Genomic DNA, 20,960 nt, shown 5'->3' with positions numbered 1-20,960 from the left:
CTCCCCCAATTTATTCCAGCAACAGCGTCTTAGTTCTGTTCTAGCTCGATATTGATGCCCAGCGAGCGGATTTCTTTCAACAATACGTTGAAGGATTCCGGCATGCCCGCTTCCATCTGCAAGTTGTTGTCGACAATGTTTTTGTACATCTTCGTACGACCGTTCACGTCGTCCGACTTAACTGTCAACATTTCTTGCAAGGTATAAGCCGCACCATATGCTTCCAATGCCCAGACTTCCATCTCACCGAAGCGCTGACCACCAAACTGAGCTTTACCACCCAGTGGTTGTTGAGTAACCAAGCTGTACGAGCCAGTTGAACGTGCGTGCATTTTATCGTCGACCAAGTGGTTCAGTTTGAGCATGTACATGTAACCAACGGTTACGTCACGTTCAAATTTATCACCCGTACGGCCGTCGAATAACCGAATCTGACCAGATTCAGGTAAGTCTGCAAGCTTCAACAGTGCCTTAATTTCTTCTTCAACTGCACCATCAAATACAGGTGTAGCTGTTGGCAGACCGGCTTTCAAGTTACCGGCTAAGCGCATCACTTCATCATCAGTAAACTCAGTAATGTCTACTTTCTGACGGCTTTCGCCCAAGTCGTACACCTGCTGTAAAAAGTCGCGTAATTCAGAGATAGCACGTTGCTGTTTCAGCATTTTTTCGATCTTGCTACCAATACCGCGAGCCGCCATACCTAAGTGTGTTTCCAGGATCTGACCGATGTTCATCCGCGAAGGTACACCCAGCGGGTTCAATACGATATCGACCGGGTTCCCTTCATCATCGTGTGGCATATCTTCCACAGGAATGATGGTTGAGATAACACCTTTGTTACCGTGACGGCCAGCCAGTTTATCACCAGGCTGGATACTACGGCGTACGGCTAAGTAAACCTTAACGATTTTCAGAACACCCGGCGCTAAATCATCGCCTTGAGTGATCTTACGACGCTTAGTCTCAAACTTAGTGTCGAAGTCGTCACGAATTTGCTGGTACTGCTCAGCAATTTGCTCTAATTGAGCTTGTGCGTCTTCGTTGCCTAAGTCCTGAGTCAACCAGCTTGAGCGATCGACGCTCGCCAGTTTTGCTTCATCAAAGCCATTACTTAACAACAAGTTGCGAGCTCGGTTGTAAATACCTTCTTCAAGAATCTTGAATTCTTCTGTCAGGTCTTTCTTAACCTTAGCCAGCTGCATTTCTTCAATCGCTACCGCGCGCTTATCTTTTTCAACGCCATCACGAGTGAATACTTGTACGTCAATAACCGTACCGTTAACACCGTTTGGTACTCGCAGAGAGCTGTCTTTTACATCAGACGCTTTCTCACCGAAGATAGCTCGCAAGAGTTTCTCTTCCGGCGTTAACTGCGTTTCACCTTTAGGGGTGACTTTACCGACCAGAATATCGCCGCCGTTAACTTCTGCACCGACATAAACAACACCGGATTCATCCAGCTTGCCTAATGCAGATTCACCAACGTTTGGTATATCAGAGGTAATCTCTTCAGCACCCAACTTGGTATCACGAGCAACACAGTTTAATTCTTGAATATGGATGGTTGTCATCCGATCTTCTTGCGCTACGCGCTCAGAAATCAGAATCGAATCCTCGAAGTTATAACCATTCCAAGGCATGAAGGCCACACGCATGTTCTGACCCAGTGCTAATTCACCTAAGTCAGTTGACGGACCATCAGCTAAAACGTCACCGCGTGTTACAGGTTCACCTGGGTTCACGGTTGGTTTTTGGTTAATACAGGTGTTCTGGTTAGAACGCGTGTATTTAGTCAGGTTATAAATGTCGATGCCCGCTTCACCCGGGACCATCTCTTCTTCGTTAACCTTAACCACGATACGACTGGCGTCTACGTAATCGACAACACCACCACGCTTAGCAACAACGGTAACACCGGAGTCAACTGCGATAGTGCGTTCGATACCGGTTCCGACCAGCGGCTTATCAGCGCGCAATGTAGGAACGGCCTGACGTTGCATGTTCGAGCCCATCAAGGCTCGGTTAGCATCATCGTGTTCAAGGAACGGGATCATACTTGCTGCGATAGAAACGATTTGCTGAGGTGCAACGTCCATGTACTGGACTTGCTCTTTACTCATCAGCGTAAATTCGTTTTTATGGCGGCAAGGTACCAAATCTTCAGTCAACTCGCCTTTATCGTTAAGACCTACGTTCGCCTGGGCGATAACGTAGTTGCCTTCTTCGATTGCGGACAAATAGTCAACGTCGTCTGTAACAGAGCCGTTCTCAATACGACGATAAGGCGTTTCCAAGAAGCCATATTCATTCGTACGTGAGAAAGTCGACAGCGAGTTGATTAGACCGATGTTCGGGCCTTCTGGAGTTTCAATCGGACACAAACGACCATAGTGCGTTGGATGTACGTCACGAACTTCGAAACCGGCACGTTCACGAGTCAAACCACCCGGACCTAAAGCAGAGATACGACGCTTATGCGTCACTTCTGACAATGGGTTGTTCTGGTCCATAAATTGCGACAGCTGGCTTGAACCAAAGAACTCTTTAACCGCAGCACTAATTGGCTTCGCGTTAATCAGGTCTTGAGGCATGGTGTTGTCTAAGTCACCCAGCGACAAGCGTTCTTTTACTGCGCGTTCTACACGTACCAAACCGACACGGAATTGGTTTTCTGCCATTTCGCCGACTGAACGTATACGACGGTTACCCAGGTGGTCAATGTCATCAACTTCATCTAAACCGTTACGGATTTCGATAAGTTTTTTCATGACTTCGACGATGTCTTCTCTGGACAACGTGTTATCACCGCTTAAGTCTTCACGACCCAAACGACGGTTGAACTTCATGCGGCCAACAGTTGATAAGTCATAACGTTCTTCGCTGAAGAACAGGTTATCAAATAGAGTTTCGGCGGCTTCGCGTGTTGGCGGCTCGCCCGGACGCATCATGCGATAGATTTCAACCAAAGCTTCTAAGCGGTTGTTGCTTGAATCAACGCGTAAGGTTTCGCTCATGTATGGACCGTGATCCAAATCGTTAACGAACAGCGTTTCAATTTTCTTAATACCCGCTTCGCTAAGCTCGGCGATAAGCTCAAGTGTCAGCACGTCATTCGCGTGACCGACCACTTCGCCAGTTTTCTTATTCGCGTAGTCTTTCGCTAATACTTTTCCGACCATGTATTCTGCCGGCACTTCCATCTCTTTAATGTCCAGTTGCTCCAACTGGCGGATGTGACGTGCGGTAATACGACGGCCTTTTTCGACCAGTACTTCGCCTTCAGCACCTTTGATGTCGAACTTGGCGGTTTCGCCACGCAGACGTTCAGGCACCAACTGCATTTTCACCTTAGTTTTAAGGATTTCAAAGTACGTTGTGTCGAAGAACATATCGAGAATTTCTTCAGTGCTGTATTCCAGAGCACGAAGAATAATTGACGCCGGTAATTTACGACGACGATCGATACGTACAAAAACGTTGTCTTTAGGATCAAATTCAAAATCCAACCAAGAGCCACGGTAAGGAATAACACGCGCGTTATACAGGACTTTACCTGACGAGTGTGATTTACCTTTGTCGTGATCAAAGAACACACCAGGTGAACGGTGGAGCTGAGAAACGATAACTCGCTCTGTGCCATTGATCACGAAGGTTCCGTTTTCTGTCATTAACGGAATTTCGCCCATGTACACTTCTTGTTCTTTAATGTCTTTAACTGTACCGGCAGCTGCTTCTTTATCAAACAGCACCAGACGCAGTTTCACACGCAATGGTGCTGAGTAGGTAATGCCCCGGATCTGACATTCTTCAACGTCAAACGCCGGCTCACCCATGTGATAACTGACGTACTGTAGTTCCGCAGTACCAGAATAACTGGCAATAGGAAAGACCGAACGAAAAGCCGCTTCCAGACCATTATTGGCTTCTGGATCGACTTCAATAAATTTCTTAAATGAATCAAGCTGCATAGACAGCAAATAAGGAACTTCTAAGACCTGAGGTCGTTTACCGAAATCCTTACGAATACGTTTTTTTTCAGAGTAGGAGTACGCCATGGGGTTCCTCAGCTAGCTGATTGATGACCCTAACCAACGAGTGGTTCGATGGTTAAAAACAGATTAATCTTTTATCTGTCGATCCCGTTGTTATTTTTTCGCTTATCTGTATCCAACCTCGGGCAAAATGATACAAGCGATACAGCGCAAAAGGGCTGGTGGTTAATTAACCACCAGCCCAAGGCCTAAAAGGCCATATGTCGTACAAAAGTTAAATTACTTAACTTCAACTTCCGCACCAGCTTCTTCAAGCTGCTTTTTCAGCTCTTCAGCTTCGTCTTTGCTTACACCTTCTTTAACTGCTACTGGTGCAGACTCAACCATAGCTTTAGCTTCTTTCAAACCAAGGCCAGTTGCGCCGCGAACAGCTTTGATAGCGGAAACTTTGTTTGCGCCAGCTGCTTTCAGTACTACGTCAAATTCAGTTTTCTCTTCAGCTGCTGCTTCGCCGCCTGCTGCTGGAGCAGCTACTGCTACTGCTGCAGATGCGTCAACGCCGAATTTTTCTTCAGCTGCTTCGATCAGTTCAACCAGTTCCATTACTGGCATTTCAGCGATCGCGTTTAAGATGTCGTCTTTAGTCAGAGCCATTACTCTAAACTCCTGGGTTTATAATTACAAAAAATGGTTAAAAAACCAACGTATTATTTAGCGTCTTTAATTGCTGCCAACGTTCTAACGAACTTGCTAGGTACTTCGTTAACTGTTTTAACGAATTTGCTAACCGGTTCTTTGAAGGTGGCGAGCAATTTAGCCAATGCTTCGTCACGAGTCGGAAGTGAAGCAACTGCGTCCAATTTTTCTGGACCCATGATGCCATTACCGATTGACAGAGCTGTCACTTGCAAGTTCTTGTTTTCTTTTGAGAAGTCTTTGAACAGACGAGCTGAAGCGCCCGGTGCGTCCATAGAAAACCCATAAACAAGAGGTCCTTTAAGTGCATCGCCCATGTCGTCAAACTGTGTGCCTTCAAAAGCGCGTTTTGCCAGTGTATTTCGTACAACTTTAACGAAAATACCCTGCTCGCGAGCTTTCTTACGCAGCGCAGTCATATCGGCTACTTCGATGCCTCGATATTCAGCAACGGTGACGGCTAGCGCATTTGAAGCAACGTCGTTAACTTCCTTAACGATGGCTTTCTTTCCGGCTAAACCAATTGCCACTGATATCACCTCGTTTTCAATTTGGGACCGAAGTCCCTCGTTACAATTAGGTGGGATAAAACCCACCGCGTTGTCACGGTGATTCTCTACCCAGAGAGCCTGAGTCGGATATCACCATCTGCGTAGGAAATTAAGTGCCACTACTCGATATTCTGAGATTCTCGCGGTACACCTACGGTCTTGGACGGGAGCCTTGTTTTGTTGCGCCTTAGCAACGCCACGGCAGCTCCAACCCATAAACCATTACACTAACCTAACTGAAGCGAATTAAACCGCTGCTACAGTTGCTTGGTCAATGCTCACACCAGCACCCATTGTTGTGGACAGGCTGACGCGTTTTACATAGACACCCTTAGCTGAAGAAGGCTTCGCTTTCTTAAGAGCCGCCAACAGAGCTTCAAGGTTTTCTTTCAATTTGTCATTATCGAAGTCAACACGGCCGATTGTTGCGTGAACAATACCGTTTTTGTCGTTGCGATAGCGAACCTGACCAGCTTTAGCGTTTTTAACTGCTGTTGCTACGTCTGGAGTTACAGTACCAGTTTTCGGGTTAGGCATCAGGCCACGTGGACCTAAGATTTGACCTAATTGACCAACAACACGCATTGCGTCAGGTGATGCTACGACTACGTCGAAGTTCATTTCACCTTTCTTAACTTGTGCCGCTAAGTCTTCCATACCAACGATGTCCGCACCGGCTGCTTTCGCTTTTTCTGCATTGTCACCTGAAGTGAATACAGCAACGCGAACGTCACGGCCAGTACCGTTTGGCAGTACAGTAGCACCACGAACGTTTTGGTCAGATTTACGAGCATCGATGCCTAAGTTTACTGCGACATCAACACTTTCAGTGAATTTTGCTGTTGCTAACTCTTTTAACAGAGTAATCGCTTCATTCACATCGTAATCACGGGCTTCAACTTTCTCTGCGATCATACGAGCGCGTTTTGTTAATTTAGCCATTGATTAGCCCTCCACGTTCAAGCCCATCGCGCGAGCAGAGCCGGCGATAGTGCGTACAGCTGCGTCCATGTCGGCAGCAGTCAGGTCTGGTTCTTTAGTTTTCGCAATTTCTTCTAATTGCTCGCGAGTTACCGTACCAACTTTCTTGGTATTTGGCTCGCCTGAACCACTCTTGATACCAGCCGCTTTCTTCAATAAGAAAGACGCAGGAGGCGTTTTAGTAATAAATGTGAATGAACGGTCTTCGAATACTGTAATTTCGACAGGAACCGGTGCGCCTTTTTCCAGGCTGTCGGTCTGTGCGTTGAACGCTTTACAGAATTCCATGATGTTCACACCGTGCTGACCCAATGCTGGACCAACTGGCGGTGACGGGTTAGCTGAACCAGCAGCTACCTGTAATTTGATAATGGCCGATACTTTCTTCGCCATGGTAATTACCTCTGTTGTGGGTTTAACGCCTCGTAACTTTTCAGAGGAAAGTTACTCCAACGGCTTCCCGTTAAAAAAGGACGCGAATTATAAGTGACTTCGCGCCATAGATCAATCTTTGTCTTGCTGCTTTTTTGATCAGGCTTTTTCTATCTGACCAAATTCAAGCTCAACTGGTGTCGCCCGGCCGAAGATCGAAACCGATACCGTAACACGGCTCTTCTCGTAATCAACTTCTTCAACCGTACCGTTAAAGTCAGCGAAAGGACCGTCGTTAACACGTACAACTTCGCCCGGCTCAAATAAGGTCTTAGGTTTAGGCTTGTCTGCAGAATCTTGTAAGCGGTCGAGGATAGCATCAGCTTCTTTCTTTGAAATTGGTGTAGGACGATCGCTACTACCACCGATAAAGCCAAGTACGCGAGGCACGCTCTTAATCAAGTGCCAGGCATCTTCGTCCATATCCATTTCGACTAAAACATAGCCCGGAAAGAATTTGCGTTCACTTTTGCGACGAACGCCGCCGCGCATTTCCACAACTTCTTCTTTAGGTACCAGAATCTCACCGAATTTATCTTCCATACCGTGCATTTTGATATGTTCTTTCAGAGATTCAGAAACCCGCGCCTCGTAACCGGAAAAAGCCTGTACTACGTACCAACGTTTCTTATCGCTCATGGTTAAATCTCCAATCCGGTTAAGAAGCCAACGACACGTACCAGGATACCGTCAAGGCCCCAGAGAATAAGTGCTACTACAACGGTCGCAACAACAACGATAAGCGTTGTTTGAGTCGCTTCCTGACGCGATGGCCAGACAACCTTTCGAACTTCGGTACGACTTTCTTTCGCAAACGACAAAAAGGTTCTTCCTTTCGTTGTCGTGCTGGCAAAGAAACCTGCTAAGGCAACTAAAACAACCACAGCAATAGCACGGTATAAAACCGACACTTCTTCTGTGTAATAATGATTACCGCCAATAGCAACAACTAAAAGGGCGATTGTGATTATCCATTTCAAACTGTTCAACGAACTGCTTTGCGTCTCGTTATTTGCGCTCATTCTTTAATCCTAGTTGCGACCGGTCTTCGCTTTGAATCAATAAAATCTGGCAGGGGCGGAGGGATTCGAACCCCCAACCATCGGTTTTGGAGACCGCTGTTCTACCAATTGGAACTACGCCCCTAAATTTGCCTACCCTACAATTGGTGCAGGATTGGACGCGGTATTATACCTATTATGGTTTTTGACGCAAGCCCAGCCGCGCCCTTCTCCGCCCTAGCAGGCATAAAAAAGCCCGGCCAAAGCCGGGCTCTTAAAATCAACCGGACTGCTTAGTCCATGATTTTTGATACAACGCCTGCACCTACGGTACGGCCACCCTCACGGATAGCGAAACGCAGACCTTCGTCCATTGCGATTGGAGCAATCAAATCTACAACAAACTTCAGGTTATCACCAGGCATGACCATTTCTACGCCTTCTGGCAATTCTACAGCACCTGTTACGTCCGTTGTACGGAAGTAGAACTGTGGACGGTAGCCTTTAAAGAATGGCGTGTGACGGCCACCTTCGTCTTTGCTCAGTACGTAAACTTCCGCTTCGAACTTAGTATGCGGAGTAATTGTACCTGGCTTCGCCAGGACCTGACCACGCTCTACGTCGTCACGCTTAGTACCACGCAACAAGGCACCGATGTTCTCGCCTGCACGACCTTCGTCAAGCAGCTTACGGAACATTTCAACACCCGTAACGGTGGTCTTCGTCGTATCTTTCATACCAACGATTTCACACTCGTCGCCTGTACGCACGATACCGCGCTCTACACGACCCGTTACTACCGTACCACGACCTGAAATCGAGAATACGTCTTCGATTGGCATGATGAATGGCTTATCGATGTCACGCTCTGGCTCTGGGATGTAGTTATCCAGTGCGTCGGCTAATTCAACAATTTTCTTAGCGTAGTCTTCGTCGCCTTCCAGCGCTTTCAGTGCAGAGCCTTGAATTACTGGCAGGTCGTCGCCCGGGAAGTCATATTCTGACAACAGTTCACGAACTTCCATTTCTACCAGCTCTAACAGCTCTTCGTCGTCGACCATGTCACATTTGTTCATGAATACAACGATGAATGGTACGCCTACCTGACGTGAAAGCAGGATGTGCTCACGAGTCTGTGGCATTGGGCCGTCTGTTGCCGCTACAACTAAGATTGCGCCGTCCATCTGCGCCGCACCGGTGATCATGTTTTTAACATAGTCAGCGTGCCCTGGGCAGTCTACGTGTGCGTAGTGACGAGTTGGTGTGTCATATTCAACGTGTGACGTTGAAATGGTAATACCACGCTCTTTCTCTTCTGGCGCGTTATCGATGGCTGCGAAGTCTTTCGCCGCACCACCATAAACTTTTGCCAAAACAGTTGTGATAGCAGCAGTTAGTGTTGTTTTACCGTGGTCAACGTGACCGATGGTGCCGACGTTTACGTGCGGCTTCGAACGTTCAAATTTTTCTTTAGACATTGCAGCCTCTCTAACAAAATTCTTCGGTGTGTTACCTAAGCTAAAAAGCATTACCGAGGTTTATTAGGGGCCTAAATTGAAATGGTGCTGATAGGCGGATTCGAACCGCCGACCTCACCCTTACCAAGGGTGCGCTCTACCAACTGAGCTATATCAGCACTGACGGAATGTGGAGCGGGTGGCGGGAATCGAACCCGCGTCATCAGCTTGGAAGGCTGAGGTAATAGCCACTATACGACACCCGCAAATTCACAATTTTATGAGGCCACTTCAAAACCAAGGAAATTGCGTGGTGGAGGGGGCAGGATTCGAACCTGCGAAGGCTGAGCCGTCAGATTTACAGTCTGATCCCTTTGGCCACTCGGGAACCCCTCCCGTGTCTTGCAATTTAAATTGGTGCCGGCACCAAGAGTCGAACTCGGGACCTACTGATTACAAGTCAGTTGCTCTACCAACTGAGCTATGCCGGCACCACCGGTTAGGTGGAGCGCATTCTATGGTACTAGATTTGATAGTGCAATAGGTGCGCGTAATTTTTTTAAGTTTTTTGTTCTGACTGGTCAGTTTTTATCTACATCGGATGAAAACTGACCGTCTTTTAGTAACATACACTACTTTTTCTTACTGCCCAAACGGGTGCCGTAAGACAATGGTTTCTTTACGATCTGGACCAGTTGAAATGATATCTACCGGTACACCGGTTAACGCTTCGATACGGGCAATATAAGCTAAAGCTTCTGGCGGTAACTCTTTATGTTCAGTTATGCCAACAGTGCTTTGCTGCCAGCCCGGCATTGTTTCGTAAATGGGCTCTACCACTTCATAGTCTTCTGCAGACAGCGGAGGATGCTCTGTCACACTGCCATCGGAGAGCTGATAACCAATACAAATCTTTAACTCTTCAAGGCCGTCCAGTACATCTAACTTAGTTAAGCAGAAGCCACTGATAGAGTTAATTTGTACTGCCCGCCGCATCGCTACAGCGTCTATCCAACCGGTACGGCGTTTGCGCCCGGTGGTTGCACCAAACTCATGACCTTTCTCACCTAAGTGCAGGCCTACTTCACAGTCAAGTTCAGTCGGGAAGGGTCCACTACCCACGCGAGTAGTGTAGGCTTTGACAATACCCAACACGTAATCAATATAACGAGGACCAAAACCGGCTCCGGTTGCAACACCACCAGCCGTTGTATTGGAAGAGGTCACATAAGGGTATGTACCGTGGTCGATATCCAGCAAAGTACCCTGCGCACCTTCAAACATGATTGATTCACCGTTTTTACGCGCTTTATCGAGTAAAGCAGGTACATCAATCACCATAGGTTTTAATACTTCCGCGAACTCTTCACATTGCTTAAGTACGGTATCGAAATCAATAGCGTCAGCTTTGTAGTATTCCACTAAAGAGAAGTTGTGATAATCCACCAACTCTTTCAGCTTCTCACCAAAGCGTTTCATATCAAATAAGTCACCAACACGCAGACCACGACGTGCAACTTTGTCTTCATACGCAGGGCCAATACCACGCCCCGTTGTGCCAATAGCCTCGCTGCCACGCGCGCGTTCACGTGCCTGATCAAGAGCTACATGGAACGGCAGGATTAATGGACAAGCTTTGCTGATACGCAAACGGTCAGCAACTGGAACATTTCGTTCTTTCAGCATTGCCATTTCTTCCATCAGTGCTTCGGGTGATAAAACCACACCGTTGCCAATAACGCATTGAACATTTTTGCGCAAAATACCTGAAGGAATTAAATGCAGAACGGTTTTTTCACCGTCAATAACCAATGTGTGCCCAGCGTTATGTCCGCCCTGATACCGCACAACCATAGTGGCCTTATCGGTTAACAGGTCAACAATTTTACCTTTGCCTTCGTCACCCCATTGGGTGCCTAGAATTACAACGTTCTGACTCATGATTGCCCCGCGTAAAAAAAATCGGAGCGATCTTACCTTTAATCGGAGGGTTTGTACATCGGAGGTGAGCGCCTGATGGTCACATCAGACGCTCGGTCATGATTACTCTTCGGTTTTTCCCATCATATTTTGTAAATAACGGAAAAAGTCACTGTTCGCATCAAGCACTAACATATCATTGCCAGAGCCAAAGGAACTGCCATAAGCTTCCATGCTGCGAATAAATGCAAAGAACTCTGCATCTTTCTGATAAGCATCAGCGTAGATTTTCGCTGCCTGCGCATCACCTTCACCACGTAATTCACGTGACTGACGTTTTGCATCAGCAAGCATTACCGTTACACGCGCGTCAACATCGGCACGGATAAACTCTGCCTGCTCTTTACCTTCAGAACGATGTTCTGTGGCCACAGCTTTACGCTCTGCACGCATACGTTGATAAATGGACTGACTCACTTCAGTTGGCAAGTTAATTTGCATAACACGAACATCCAGCACTTCAACACCTAAATCTGAAGCACTTTCTGAACCTTGTATTAAAGCTTCACGCATTAACTCATCACGCTCACCAGAAACAATGTCAGAAATGGTACGGTTACCAAATTCACTACGCAAACCGCTGTTAATACGACGAGTTAACAGAGCTTCAGCCTGGAGGTAGTTACCGCCATTAGTACTCAGATAGAAAGTAGAGAAGTCATTAATACGCCACATAACGTAGGTATCAACAATCAAATCCTTTTTCTCACTGGTGACAAAGCGGTCAGGATCTCCGTCTAATGTTTGCAGGCGGGCATCCAGTCTTTTCACTTGTTCAATGAAAGGGATTTTAAAGTGTAAACCGGGTTCGAAAACCATAGCTTCACCAGTTTCTGCATTACGCTCGACCTTACCGAACTGAATTAAGATGGCGCGTTCGCCTTCCTTAACTACATAAACGGAGGAAAGACCCAGAACGACCAGGACCACAACAATAATTGCGATTAGGTTTTTCATTAGTTTCGACCTCCGCTGCGGTTACTGCTGCGCGTATTTTGTGTCTCTGTTCCAGTACTTGAGGAACCACCTGAAACATCTTCAGGAATACGCGTCGGAGAGAATGAATTTGTATTACGACCTTGCTTTTCGAGAAGTTTTTCTAGTGGTAAGTACATCATGTTGTTACCACCTTCAACGTCAACCAGTACCTTAGGCGTTTTCGCATAAAGCTCCTGCAGAGTATCAAGGTAGATACGCTGACGCGTAACTTCAGGTGCGTTTTGATATTGAGGCAGCAACTCTTCAAAGCGAGCAACTTCACCCTGAGCCTCAAGAATAATTTGCTCACGATAAGCTTGCGCTTCCTGCAACATACGACGTACCTGGCCTCGTGCCAAGGGTTCTACTTCGCGGGCATAAGCTTCAGCTTCTCTAATGAAGCGCTCTTCATCTTCCTGAGCCGATATAGCATCATCAAAGGCGTCTTTAACCGCCTCCGGTGGCCGTGCTGGCAGCAAGTTAATATCAACTACCTGCAAACCAACCGTGTATGGATTCATGGTTTTTTCGAGCATATCCAGAGTATTCGCTCTGACTTCCTCACGACCACGAGTCAGCACTTCATCCATGGTGGTGTGACCCACTACAAAACGTAAAGCGCTGTCAGTCGCTCGTGATAAAACACCGTCGGCATTTTCTACGTTAAATAAATACGCACGCGGATCAACAACGCGATACTGAACATCCAGCTCAACACGAACCACGTTTTCATCCTGAGTCAGCATGTAGCCGTCGGTTTTGTCCGAACGGATATTGTTTACGTCGACATGTTCTACCGAGTCGATAAATACCGGGCGCCAATGCAACCCCGACTCAACCAAAGTATGAAACTGACCAAAACGCAGTACAACGCCGCGGTCTGCTTCTTTTACTGTGTAGAAACCGGCAATAAACCAAACAATTAATGCGATAATTGCGATGATACCGACGCCTTTTGCCGGGATACCTGAACTGCCGCCCGAGCCGCCGCCTTTTTTCCCACCAAAACCGAATTTGGAAAACAGTTTGCGAACTGCTTCGTCGAGATCAGGCGGGCCTTGATCTTTGCCACCTTGATTTTTCCATGGGTCACGGTCATTGTTATTACCGTTCCCCGGTTGATTCCAAGCCATTGAGTGCTCCAAGTTTTTTAAGAAAACTGTTGCTATAAAAAATTCTATTGCTGCACGACTAAGTCGTCCAGTTGATCGCCATAGGCCTTGTGTAAACGCTGCCAGTCTACCGATGACATGCGCACTTGCAACGCAAGTTCACCATTTTCGTTAACATCTTCCGATGTCACGCTATTCCAACGGTATAATGTACCACGTAATTTACCCATTGAGTGGGGGATTTTCAGAGTCAGCTCGACCATCTGTGGGCCAAGTATCTGCCGTAAAGCCTCCAGTACTTCCTCAATGCCAAGGTCTTGCTGCGCTGAAACCCAGACCCTTATTGGCCTTTGATTGTCATCGTAATCAATTCGGGGTTCCGCCCCTTCCACTTGATCTATTTTATTACAAATAATTAACTGTGGTACATCGCCAGCATCAATTTCTTCCAAAACCTCAGCAACCTGATCAATATTATTTTGCTGTTGTTCGTCACTGACATCAACCACATGTAACAATAAGTCGGCCTCTTGAGTCTCCTGAAGCGTCGCTTTAAAAGCTGCGACCAGGTCATGAGGTAAGTGACGAATAAAACCAACGGTATCGGCCAGAATCACTTCACCAATATCTTCTACTGCAAGTTTTCTAAGGGTTGGGTCAAGTGTTGCGAATAGCTGATCCGCGGCATAAACGCCGGCTTCAGTCAGGCGATTAAATAGCGTCGATTTACCTGCGTTGGTATAACCCACCAGCGATACGGTAGGAATATCCGCCTTTTTACGAGCCCGACGCCCCTGCTCCCGCTGTTTCTGGACTTTCTCCAGGCGCTTTAAAATATTTTTAATACGTCCGCGAATTAAGCGTCTGTCGGTCTCAAGCTGGGTTTCACCTGGCCCACGTAAACCAATACCACCTTTTTGTCTCTCAAGGTGAGTCCAGCCTCGCACCAGTCGTGTCGATATATGACGCAGTTGCGCTAATTCAACCTGCAACTTACCTTCGTGGGTTCGTGCCCGCTGCGCAAAAATATCTAGAATAAGACCCGTACGATCTAACACCCGACATTTGCAAATGGCTTCCAGATTTCGCTCTTGCGTTGGTGATAACGCGTGATTAAAGATAACAATGTTAGCGTCCAGCAGCTTTACCTGCTCGGCAATTTCTTCTGCCTTACCACTACCAACAAAGTATCTGGGGGTTGGGGAGTTACGACTTGTAGTCATCACTCCCATAGTTTTCACGCCCGAAGAATCAGCTAAAAGTTGTAATTCGGAGAGATCTTCTCGGTCAACTTCCGCGGGTAAATCCACATGAACCAATATTGCGTAGTCGCCACCTTCATACCTATCGAACAAGTTGTTCAGACCTCTCTTTCACCATTAATCTTCTATTTCAGCCATATCTTCGCCAGCTTGTTGCGGCAAATAATTTTGAGGAATACGCGCAGGTACAACTGTTGAAATTGCATGCTTATACACCATTTGGCTAACCGTATTCTTTAATAAGACAACGAATTGATCAAAAGACTCAATTTGTCCCTGCAGTTTAATGCCATTAACTAAGTAAATAGATACTGGTATGCGCTCACGACGTAACGCATTTAAGAATGGGTCTTGTAAAGTTTGCCCCTTAGCCATCTTGGATTCCTTTTTATCGTTATTAATATCCAATGTGTAAATAGTAAGCTACAGCACTGCCAATTTGCAGTTCCCTGTATAGACACACTAGACCAGTAAAGAATTTTTGCAATAAGAAAAACGTTAAGAATTACTCATTTAGTCCAGAATTGGATCTGCGGCCTTGGTCGTCTAATTTCAATCCTTACTATTAAAAATCTCTGCGGGCTGCTGCATTGCTGTCATGACTTTCGCCTGCATATTGAGGTCGCCGGTTTCCAGCCAGTGCACTCCCGGCCAGCCCCGCAGCCAGGTCATTTGTCTTTTCGCCAACTGTCGGGTAGCAATAATTCCGCGTTCGCGCATTTCATCATAGCTTAGCTCTCCGGCCAGGTGCTGCCACATTTGCCGATAGCCAACACTGCGTAAGGACGGAAGGTCCGGATGCAAATCGGATCTGGCAAACAAAGTTGCAACTTCCTCTTTAAAAGGTTGCGCCAACATATGGTCGAAACGCTGTTCTATACGCTGATGTAAAACTTTCCGGTCAACTGGCGCCACCGCAAACTGATAAATGGGTTTAGTTAACTGACCATGACGCTCCCTGGTAAGTTCTGTCAGGGGTTTGCCCGCAATTTCATAAACCTCCAAAGCTCGCAGAATTCGCTGAGGATCGTTAGGGTGAATGCGTTTCGCACTTGTGGGATCAACCTTTTGCAGCCGACTGTGCAGTTCGGCTAAACCTTTCTCATGCAGTTCGGCGGTCAGTTTCTCACGCACGCTGGTATCGGACTCGGGCAAATGGGAAAGCCCTTCCAGCAACGCCTTAAAGTACAACATGGTTCCGCCAACCAACAAAGGCACCTTGCCACGTTGCTGAATATCATCAATTAAAGCCAAAGCGTCTTTTTGGAAGTCGGCCGCCGAATAAGTTTCGGCAGGGTCGCGAATATCCAGCAAGTGATGAGGAACTAAGTTTTGCTCTTCGGCGCTGGGTTTCGCGGTACCAATATCCATTCCCCGATAAATCAACGCAGAATCGACAGAAATAATCTCACAGTCCAGTTGCTCACAAAGCGCCAGCGATAACGCGGTTTTCCCTGAAGCTGTAGGCCCATAAATGGCAATAACGGCGTCCTTGCTATGCATTATTCTCTCCGGGTAACGGCAACTTTTGCAACACATCCGCGCTTTCAGCCAATTGCGAACGCCACTGAATAAGCCAGTGCTCTGCCTGAGTCAGACTGTACGACTCAAGACCAGCAAACTGTGCCAACCAATGAGCCAGTTGATCAGCTTCAGCGCCTTCGGTCAGTAATGTCAGTAATTGGGAGAAACCGCTCACTACATTACCCTGACGTAACATTTCCGGCATTTGCTCGATAATTGCCTGCTCACGCTGAATTTTATACACCACACCGCACTGGTTTAATTGCTGCTGCGGCCACTGACTTGCAGGACCGGGCAGATTCGCCAAACTGATTGCCACAGGAACCAGTAAAGGCTGCCCGTTCAGTCCGTCCTGCAATTGCTGAGTAAGTTTTCTGCTAACACACTCAATGTGAACTTTAGCCAGATTAAGCCAGGCCAGACTGTACTCATTGCGAATAAGAGCATAAACACCATTAAACACCGACAGCACACGCCAGTTTTGTGCCGCTTTAAACTCTGCCTCTGACTCCGTGTTTAGCTGCGTGCCAGCATTGCTTTGATGGGCCCGTGCGGCATTTGGCAACAACGACCCGGATGCTTTTCTCTCACCCAGAAAACTCGCACCTGACGCGCCCCGACAGGAGTTCGACTGGGTCCCTGATGACCGTTCATGCGAGCTGTAAGAATGCTGATGACTCATCGCAGGTTGTTCATTTTCTATGGCAACCAGCTGATTTAAAGCCTGTTCAATGCGAGTCAGAATAAAGTCATGCACTTGTCGCTGGCGGTGAAAGCGGACTTCATGCTTTGCCGGATGCACATTCACATCGACTTCTTCTGCAGGCAGTTCAAAGTAAAGTACAAAGGTCGGTACCCGCTCGTTCGGCAAATATTTTTCGTAGGCCTGACGTACCGCATGCGATAACAATTTATCGCGCATCATTCGGCCGTTGACAAAAAAATGCTGAATATCCCCCTGATGCCGACAATGCTCCGGCGGGACTAACCAGCCACTTAAGTGGAAGTCACCATCAACAGCGTCAATTGCTGCAGCCTGCTCAGCAAATCCACCGCCGCAAATTTTCGCCAACCGTTGTAACTGCTGTTTTTCAGTCTGAGCAGAAGGAAACGCTCTTACCGATTTGCCGTTATGATTAAGCTGGAATCCAACTTCAAAACGGCTAAGCGCAATCCGTTTTATAACTTCATCTATGTGGCTGAATTCAGTTTTTTCTGTGCGTAAAAACTTACGTCTGGCTGGCGTATTAAAGAATAGATCCTGTATATCGACGGTTGTGCCGTCCGGATGCGCAGCTGGTTCAACAGTCACTTGCATATCCCTACCTTCGGCCCACGCCTGCCAGGCTTCTTCCTGCTCTGGCGGCTTGGATATTAAGCGCAATCGCGACACCGAACTGATACTGGCCAGAGCTTCTCCCCGAAATCCCAGGCTACCAATATGCTCTAAGTCGTCCAGACTCTGAATTTTACTGGTGGCGTGACGGCTCAGTGCCAGTGTCAGCTCCTGCTTAACAATACCACCGCCGTTATCGCGAATTCGAATGCGTTTGCTACCGCCCTGCTCAATATCCAGAATTAATTGCGTAGCCCCGGCATCCAATGCATTTTCTACCAGTTCTTTAACTACCGACGAAGGGCGCTCAACCACTTCGCCCGCAGCAATTTGGTTCGCGAGCTCTATCGGTAATTGTTGAATGGCCATCAGCGACTCGGAATTGTCAGTTTCTGACCAATTTTCAAGCTACTGGTGGTCAGGTTATTCTCGGTTTTAATGGCTTTGACGGTAGTATTATACTTCTGTGCCAGCACCGATAAGGAATCTCCGGACTTAACGGTATAAGTAAAACTGCTTTGGTTAGCTAAGTAGGTATTGTCTATTGGGTTGCTAACAAAATAACGGCGAATCCCGTTGTAAAGAGCCCGCGCCAGCTTTTGCTGATGAGCATTACTGGTTAACAACTGCTCTTCACGCGGATTTGAAATGAATCCAGTTTCCACCAGCAATGACGGTTTATCCGGTGACTTCAAAACCGCGAAACTCGCTGCCTGAGGGGTCTTTTTATGCATTTTGGTTACCGTCGACATTTCATCGATTATATGTTTCGCGGCACTGTAGGCCCCGGCAATGGAACTGTCCATTGACATATCCAACAGAGTCTCGGCCAAATAGGGTTCGTGCCCGTTCTTCCGCAAAATATCAGTAACGCCACCCAATAACTCAGATTGCTGCTCCCGATTTTCTAACCAGCGACCAACTTCGGATTCTGCCCGGCGTTTGGACAACACCCAGACCGAGCCACCGCTGGGCTGTGGTGTTCGAAAAGCGTCTGCATGAATCGAAACAAAAAAATCCGCTTTTACATCCCAGGCTTTTTGCGGTCGCTCGTTAAGGCCAACATAGTAGTCCCCGGTTCGAATCAAATAAGCCTGCATACCAGGGTCATCATTAATGAGTTTGGCCAATGCACGGGCAATACGAATAACGACGTGTTTTTCGTAAGTTCCGCGTGGACCAATAGAGCCGGGGTCATCACCACCATGCCCGGCATCAATTGCTATGGTTACGCGCCTGTCTTTCAGCTCTGAAACCGATTTTGCCGGCCCGCTCAGCTCTTTGGATTTACCGGGTAAATCAACCACCAACCGATCTTTATAGGACTCATTAGCTGGCAAGGTAAAAAGGTTAGCGTCGCTTTTAGAGTCCAGCTCAATAACAATACGGGTACTGTTAGCGTTTTTAGGTGAGCTTGTACGAATTTTATCGACCAGCAGCGATTCTTCGCCCAAGTTCGCCAAACCCGCTTTTAACGAAGTATTGTTAAAATCAATAACCAGCCGGTAAGGCTTTTGCTGATACAACGTAAAGTAAGAATAGTCGGGAGTGTCCGACAAGTCGAAAACCACCCGCGTTTTATCCGGAGATGGCCACACACGCACACTGTCTATACTGTTGTCGGCCCAGGCCCACAAAGGAACACAAGCAAACAAAAACACCCAAAATCGCTTCATCATAATGTTTTAATTATTTGTTGTCCGGCTTCAGTTAGCGCACTGAAAGTAAGTTTACGACCCGTGCCAGCATACTCGATTCTTATCTCAATGTCCGCACCGGGAAGCCAACCATAGCCTTTATCGGGCCACTCTATAAAGTTTAACGTATCTTCAGAAAAATAATCTCGAATTCCCATATATTCGAGCTCTTCCGGATCTGCCAGTCGATATAAATCGAAATGATGAATACGCCAGCCTTGCAGCTGGTAGGGCTCAACAAGAGTATAGGTCGGACTTTTCACCGCCCCTGAATGCCCCATAGCCTGAATAACACCGCGACAAAACGCCGTTTTTCCGGCACCTAACTCGCCTCTCAGATAAACCACTAAAGGGGTCTGTAAAACTTGTGAAAATTTCTTCGCAAGTGCTAACGTCCCCTCTTCATCAGCCAACTCACATTGGTGTACCTCAGTCATCATCCCTTCCATATCCATTCACCAACTGTCGTATATAAGGCAACAGATCCGAAGCTAAGGTTCCCCTCTCACCATCGTTTCCTGCCTCTTCGCCCGCTATAGCATGCCATAGGCTACCTGCAATCAGCGCTTGTGCCGGAGCCATTCTTTGCGCTAATAAGCCCGCGATTAATCCGGTTAACAGGTCGCCCATGCCACCGGAGGCCATTGCTGGTGAACCGCGGTCAATCAAACACCTACCTCTGTCGGTTACCAGCAAAGACCCCGCACCTTTCAGTAGTACCTGCGCACCGTATTTTTCACGTAGTTTTGTTGCCGCAGCAAAACGATCCGACGCTATTTCATCTGTCGTAATTTGCAGTAACCGCGCAGCTTCACCAGGGTGCGGTGTTAGTAATAATTTGGGTGAATGAACGGGGTTACTGGCTAATAGATTTAAACCATCGGCATCAATAACTTTCAGCACATCGGTTGCCATCACCTGCGAAAAAACCTCCTGACTCCAGGAGCCTTGCCCCAGCCCGGGTCCCAGAGCAACAGCAGAAGCTTCTCGCAGCAGCGGCTTAAGAGCATCGGTTTCTTTTATGCCATGCACCATAGCTTCAGGCTGAGCTGCCGCAACAATTGCCTGCACCTGCGGATGACACGCCACGGACACTTTGCCCGCCCCCGCACGCAGCGCCGACTGCATTGCCAATATCACAGCTCCGGACATGCCCGGCTGACCACCGACAATTAGCACGTGTCCTTGCTCACCTTTGTGAGTGCAGCGTGAACGAGGCGCTAGCCAGCCGCCAACCCGGCCTGCATTAACCCTGAACCAGTCGGCTTCATTTTGCTGTCTAAACGTGCTGCCAACACCTAAGTCTTCAAGTTTTAACTCACCGGTGTGCTCTTGAGCCTTTCCGGTAAGCAAGCCACGCTTTAACGCCACCAGACAGACGGTAAGATGAGCGCGAATCGCCGCACCGGGCACATGACCCGTATCAGCATTTAACCCCGACGGCACGTCCACTGAAACCACCGGCGTCGTGCTACCATTCACCCGCTGAACCCAGCTTACCGGGTCGCCCTCAAGCGCACGATTCAAACCCACACCAAATAAGGCATCCACCAACACATCAAACTGCTCGGGCGAGCAATCCAGCAAGGGCTTTTCACTTCCGCCTTGTTCACGCCAAGCAGCACGGGCTTTGTGCGCGTCAGACTCCAATGGCTCCGGCAATTCAACATTGGGTTTAAGCGCAAAAACTTGCACCTGATAACCGGCCTTCTGAGCCAGTCGGGCGACAATATAGCCATCACCACCGTTATTCCCTTCACCACAACAGACCGCCATGCGTGCCGGTGCCGGAAAGTAAGATTGTAGCTGATGAAAAACCGCTTTCCCGGCCGCCGACATCAGTTGCGTCATGTTCATCGAGCAAGCTTCAGCGGCTTTTTGTTCGCCCTGCTGTACTTGCTCAACGCGATAAAGACAGTTGATAAAACGGCTGCCGTCGGTGTCTGTCATAATGGCTC

18 protein-coding genes and 5 tRNA genes are annotated in these 20,960 nt (G+C 47.7%); all 23 read right to left on the bottom strand.

The annotated features are described in order from the left end of the window. Nucleotides 1-29 precede the first annotated feature (29 nt). Nucleotides 30-4,058 carry a DNA-directed RNA polymerase subunit beta gene (gene rpoB / locus DEU30_RS08965; protein ID WP_011233607.1) on the bottom strand — a complete coding sequence of 1,343 codons (4,029 nt, stop codon included), beginning with the start codon at nucleotides 4,056-4,058 and terminating at the stop codon, nucleotides 30-32. Between the two features lie 216 nt (nucleotides 4,059-4,274). Next, nucleotides 4,275-4,649: a 50S ribosomal protein L7/L12 gene (gene rplL, locus DEU30_RS08960; protein ID WP_011233606.1), complete on the bottom strand. Its 375-nt coding sequence runs from the start codon at nucleotides 4,647-4,649 to the stop codon at nucleotides 4,275-4,277. Between the two features lie 53 nt (nucleotides 4,650-4,702). Beyond that, nucleotides 4,703-5,221: a 50S ribosomal protein L10 gene (gene rplJ / locus DEU30_RS08955; protein WP_011233605.1), complete on the bottom strand. Its 519-nt coding sequence runs from the start codon at nucleotides 5,219-5,221 to the stop codon at nucleotides 4,703-4,705. Between the two features lie 267 nt (nucleotides 5,222-5,488). Beyond that, nucleotides 5,489-6,184: a 50S ribosomal protein L1 gene (rplA, locus tag DEU30_RS08950; RefSeq protein ID WP_034818776.1), complete on the bottom strand. Its 696-nt coding sequence runs from the start codon at nucleotides 6,182-6,184 to the stop codon at nucleotides 5,489-5,491. Nucleotides 6,185-6,187: 3 nt separating this feature from the next. Continuing rightward, the gene (rplK, locus tag DEU30_RS08945) at nucleotides 6,188-6,616 is read right to left on the bottom strand and encodes a 50S ribosomal protein L11 (RefSeq protein ID WP_034818779.1); all 429 of its coding nucleotides are present in this window, start codon (nucleotides 6,614-6,616) and stop codon (nucleotides 6,188-6,190) included. Nucleotides 6,617-6,754: 138 nt separating this feature from the next. Next, on the bottom strand, nucleotides 6,755-7,294 hold the full coding sequence (gene nusG, locus DEU30_RS08940) for a transcription termination/antitermination protein NusG (RefSeq protein ID WP_011233602.1): 540 nt from the start codon (nucleotides 7,292-7,294) through the stop codon (nucleotides 6,755-6,757). Nucleotides 7,295-7,296: 2 nt separating this feature from the next. Continuing rightward, complete coding sequence (gene secE, locus DEU30_RS08935) at nucleotides 7,297-7,677, bottom strand: preprotein translocase subunit SecE (RefSeq protein ID WP_110014408.1); 381 nt, start codon at nucleotides 7,675-7,677, stop codon at nucleotides 7,297-7,299. 47 nt (nucleotides 7,678-7,724) lie between these two features. Then, nucleotides 7,725-7,801, bottom strand: a tRNA-Trp gene (locus tag DEU30_RS08930). 148 nt (nucleotides 7,802-7,949) lie between these two features. Continuing rightward, nucleotides 7,950-9,134, bottom strand: coding sequence for an elongation factor Tu (gene tuf / locus DEU30_RS08925; protein WP_114982032.1), 1,185 nt, complete (start codon nucleotides 9,132-9,134; stop codon nucleotides 7,950-7,952). A gap of 82 nt (nucleotides 9,135-9,216) precedes the next feature. Further along, nucleotides 9,217-9,292: transfer RNA gene (locus tag DEU30_RS08920), tRNA-Thr, on the bottom strand. Nucleotides 9,293-9,304: 12 nt separating this feature from the next. After that, a tRNA-Gly gene (locus tag DEU30_RS08915) sits at nucleotides 9,305-9,379 on the bottom strand. Between the two features lie 45 nt (nucleotides 9,380-9,424). Continuing rightward, nucleotides 9,425-9,509, bottom strand: a tRNA-Tyr gene (locus DEU30_RS08910). A gap of 19 nt (nucleotides 9,510-9,528) precedes the next feature. Next, nucleotides 9,529-9,604: transfer RNA gene (locus tag DEU30_RS08905), tRNA-Thr, on the bottom strand. Nucleotides 9,605-9,755: 151 nt separating this feature from the next. Beyond that, nucleotides 9,756-11,054 carry an adenylosuccinate synthase gene (locus DEU30_RS08900; RefSeq protein ID WP_114982031.1) on the bottom strand — a complete coding sequence of 433 codons (1,299 nt, stop codon included), beginning with the start codon at nucleotides 11,052-11,054 and terminating at the stop codon, nucleotides 9,756-9,758. A gap of 102 nt (nucleotides 11,055-11,156) precedes the next feature. Then, nucleotides 11,157-12,050: a protease modulator HflC gene (gene hflC, locus DEU30_RS08895; protein ID WP_034818788.1), complete on the bottom strand. Its 894-nt coding sequence runs from the start codon at nucleotides 12,048-12,050 to the stop codon at nucleotides 11,157-11,159. Then, nucleotides 12,050-13,204, bottom strand: coding sequence for an FtsH protease activity modulator HflK (hflK, locus tag DEU30_RS08890; protein ID WP_110014153.1), 1,155 nt, complete (start codon nucleotides 13,202-13,204; stop codon nucleotides 12,050-12,052). Before hflK ends, hflC begins: the two co-directional genes overlap by 1 nt. A 44-nt stretch (nucleotides 13,205-13,248) precedes the next feature. After that, on the bottom strand, nucleotides 13,249-14,538 hold the full coding sequence (gene hflX, locus DEU30_RS08885; protein ID WP_034818792.1) for a ribosome rescue GTPase HflX: 1,290 nt from the start codon (nucleotides 14,536-14,538) through the stop codon (nucleotides 13,249-13,251). 24 nt (nucleotides 14,539-14,562) lie between these two features. Beyond that, nucleotides 14,563-14,820 (bottom strand): RNA chaperone Hfq, encoded by a 258-nt coding sequence (hfq, locus tag DEU30_RS08880; protein ID WP_011233595.1) that lies wholly within the window; start codon nucleotides 14,818-14,820, stop codon nucleotides 14,563-14,565. A gap of 177 nt (nucleotides 14,821-14,997) precedes the next feature. Then, nucleotides 14,998-15,948 (bottom strand): tRNA (adenosine(37)-N6)-dimethylallyltransferase MiaA, encoded by a 951-nt coding sequence (gene miaA, locus DEU30_RS08875; RefSeq protein WP_034818795.1) that lies wholly within the window; start codon nucleotides 15,946-15,948, stop codon nucleotides 14,998-15,000. Then, entirely contained in the window at nucleotides 15,941-17,674 is a 1,734-nt protein-coding gene (gene mutL, locus DEU30_RS08870) for a DNA mismatch repair endonuclease MutL (RefSeq protein WP_114982030.1), read from the bottom strand. Before mutL ends, miaA begins: the two co-directional genes overlap by 8 nt. Beyond that, entirely contained in the window at nucleotides 17,674-18,984 is a 1,311-nt protein-coding gene (locus tag DEU30_RS08865; protein WP_110014155.1) for an N-acetylmuramoyl-L-alanine amidase, read from the bottom strand. Before DEU30_RS08865 ends, mutL begins: the two co-directional genes overlap by 1 nt. Further along, a complete protein-coding gene (gene tsaE, locus DEU30_RS08860; RefSeq protein WP_110014156.1) occupies nucleotides 18,981-19,439 on the bottom strand; it encodes a tRNA (adenosine(37)-N6)-threonylcarbamoyltransferase complex ATPase subunit type 1 TsaE in 459 nt (152 codons plus the stop codon). The genes DEU30_RS08865 and tsaE overlap by 4 nt, the downstream gene beginning before the upstream one ends. Further along, on the bottom strand, nucleotides 19,432-20,952 hold the full coding sequence (locus DEU30_RS08855) for an NAD(P)H-hydrate dehydratase (protein WP_114982029.1): 1,521 nt from the start codon (nucleotides 20,950-20,952) through the stop codon (nucleotides 19,432-19,434). Before DEU30_RS08855 ends, tsaE begins: the two co-directional genes overlap by 8 nt. Between the last annotated feature and the right edge of the window lie 8 nt (nucleotides 20,953-20,960).

The sequence above is a fragment of the Idiomarina sp. 017G genome (assembly GCF_004362265.1).
Classification (GTDB): domain Bacteria; phylum Pseudomonadota; class Gammaproteobacteria; order Enterobacterales; family Alteromonadaceae; genus Idiomarina; species Idiomarina loihiensis.
Note: the sequence above shows the minus strand (reverse complement) of the source record. Positions and strands in the feature narration are given on the sequence as shown.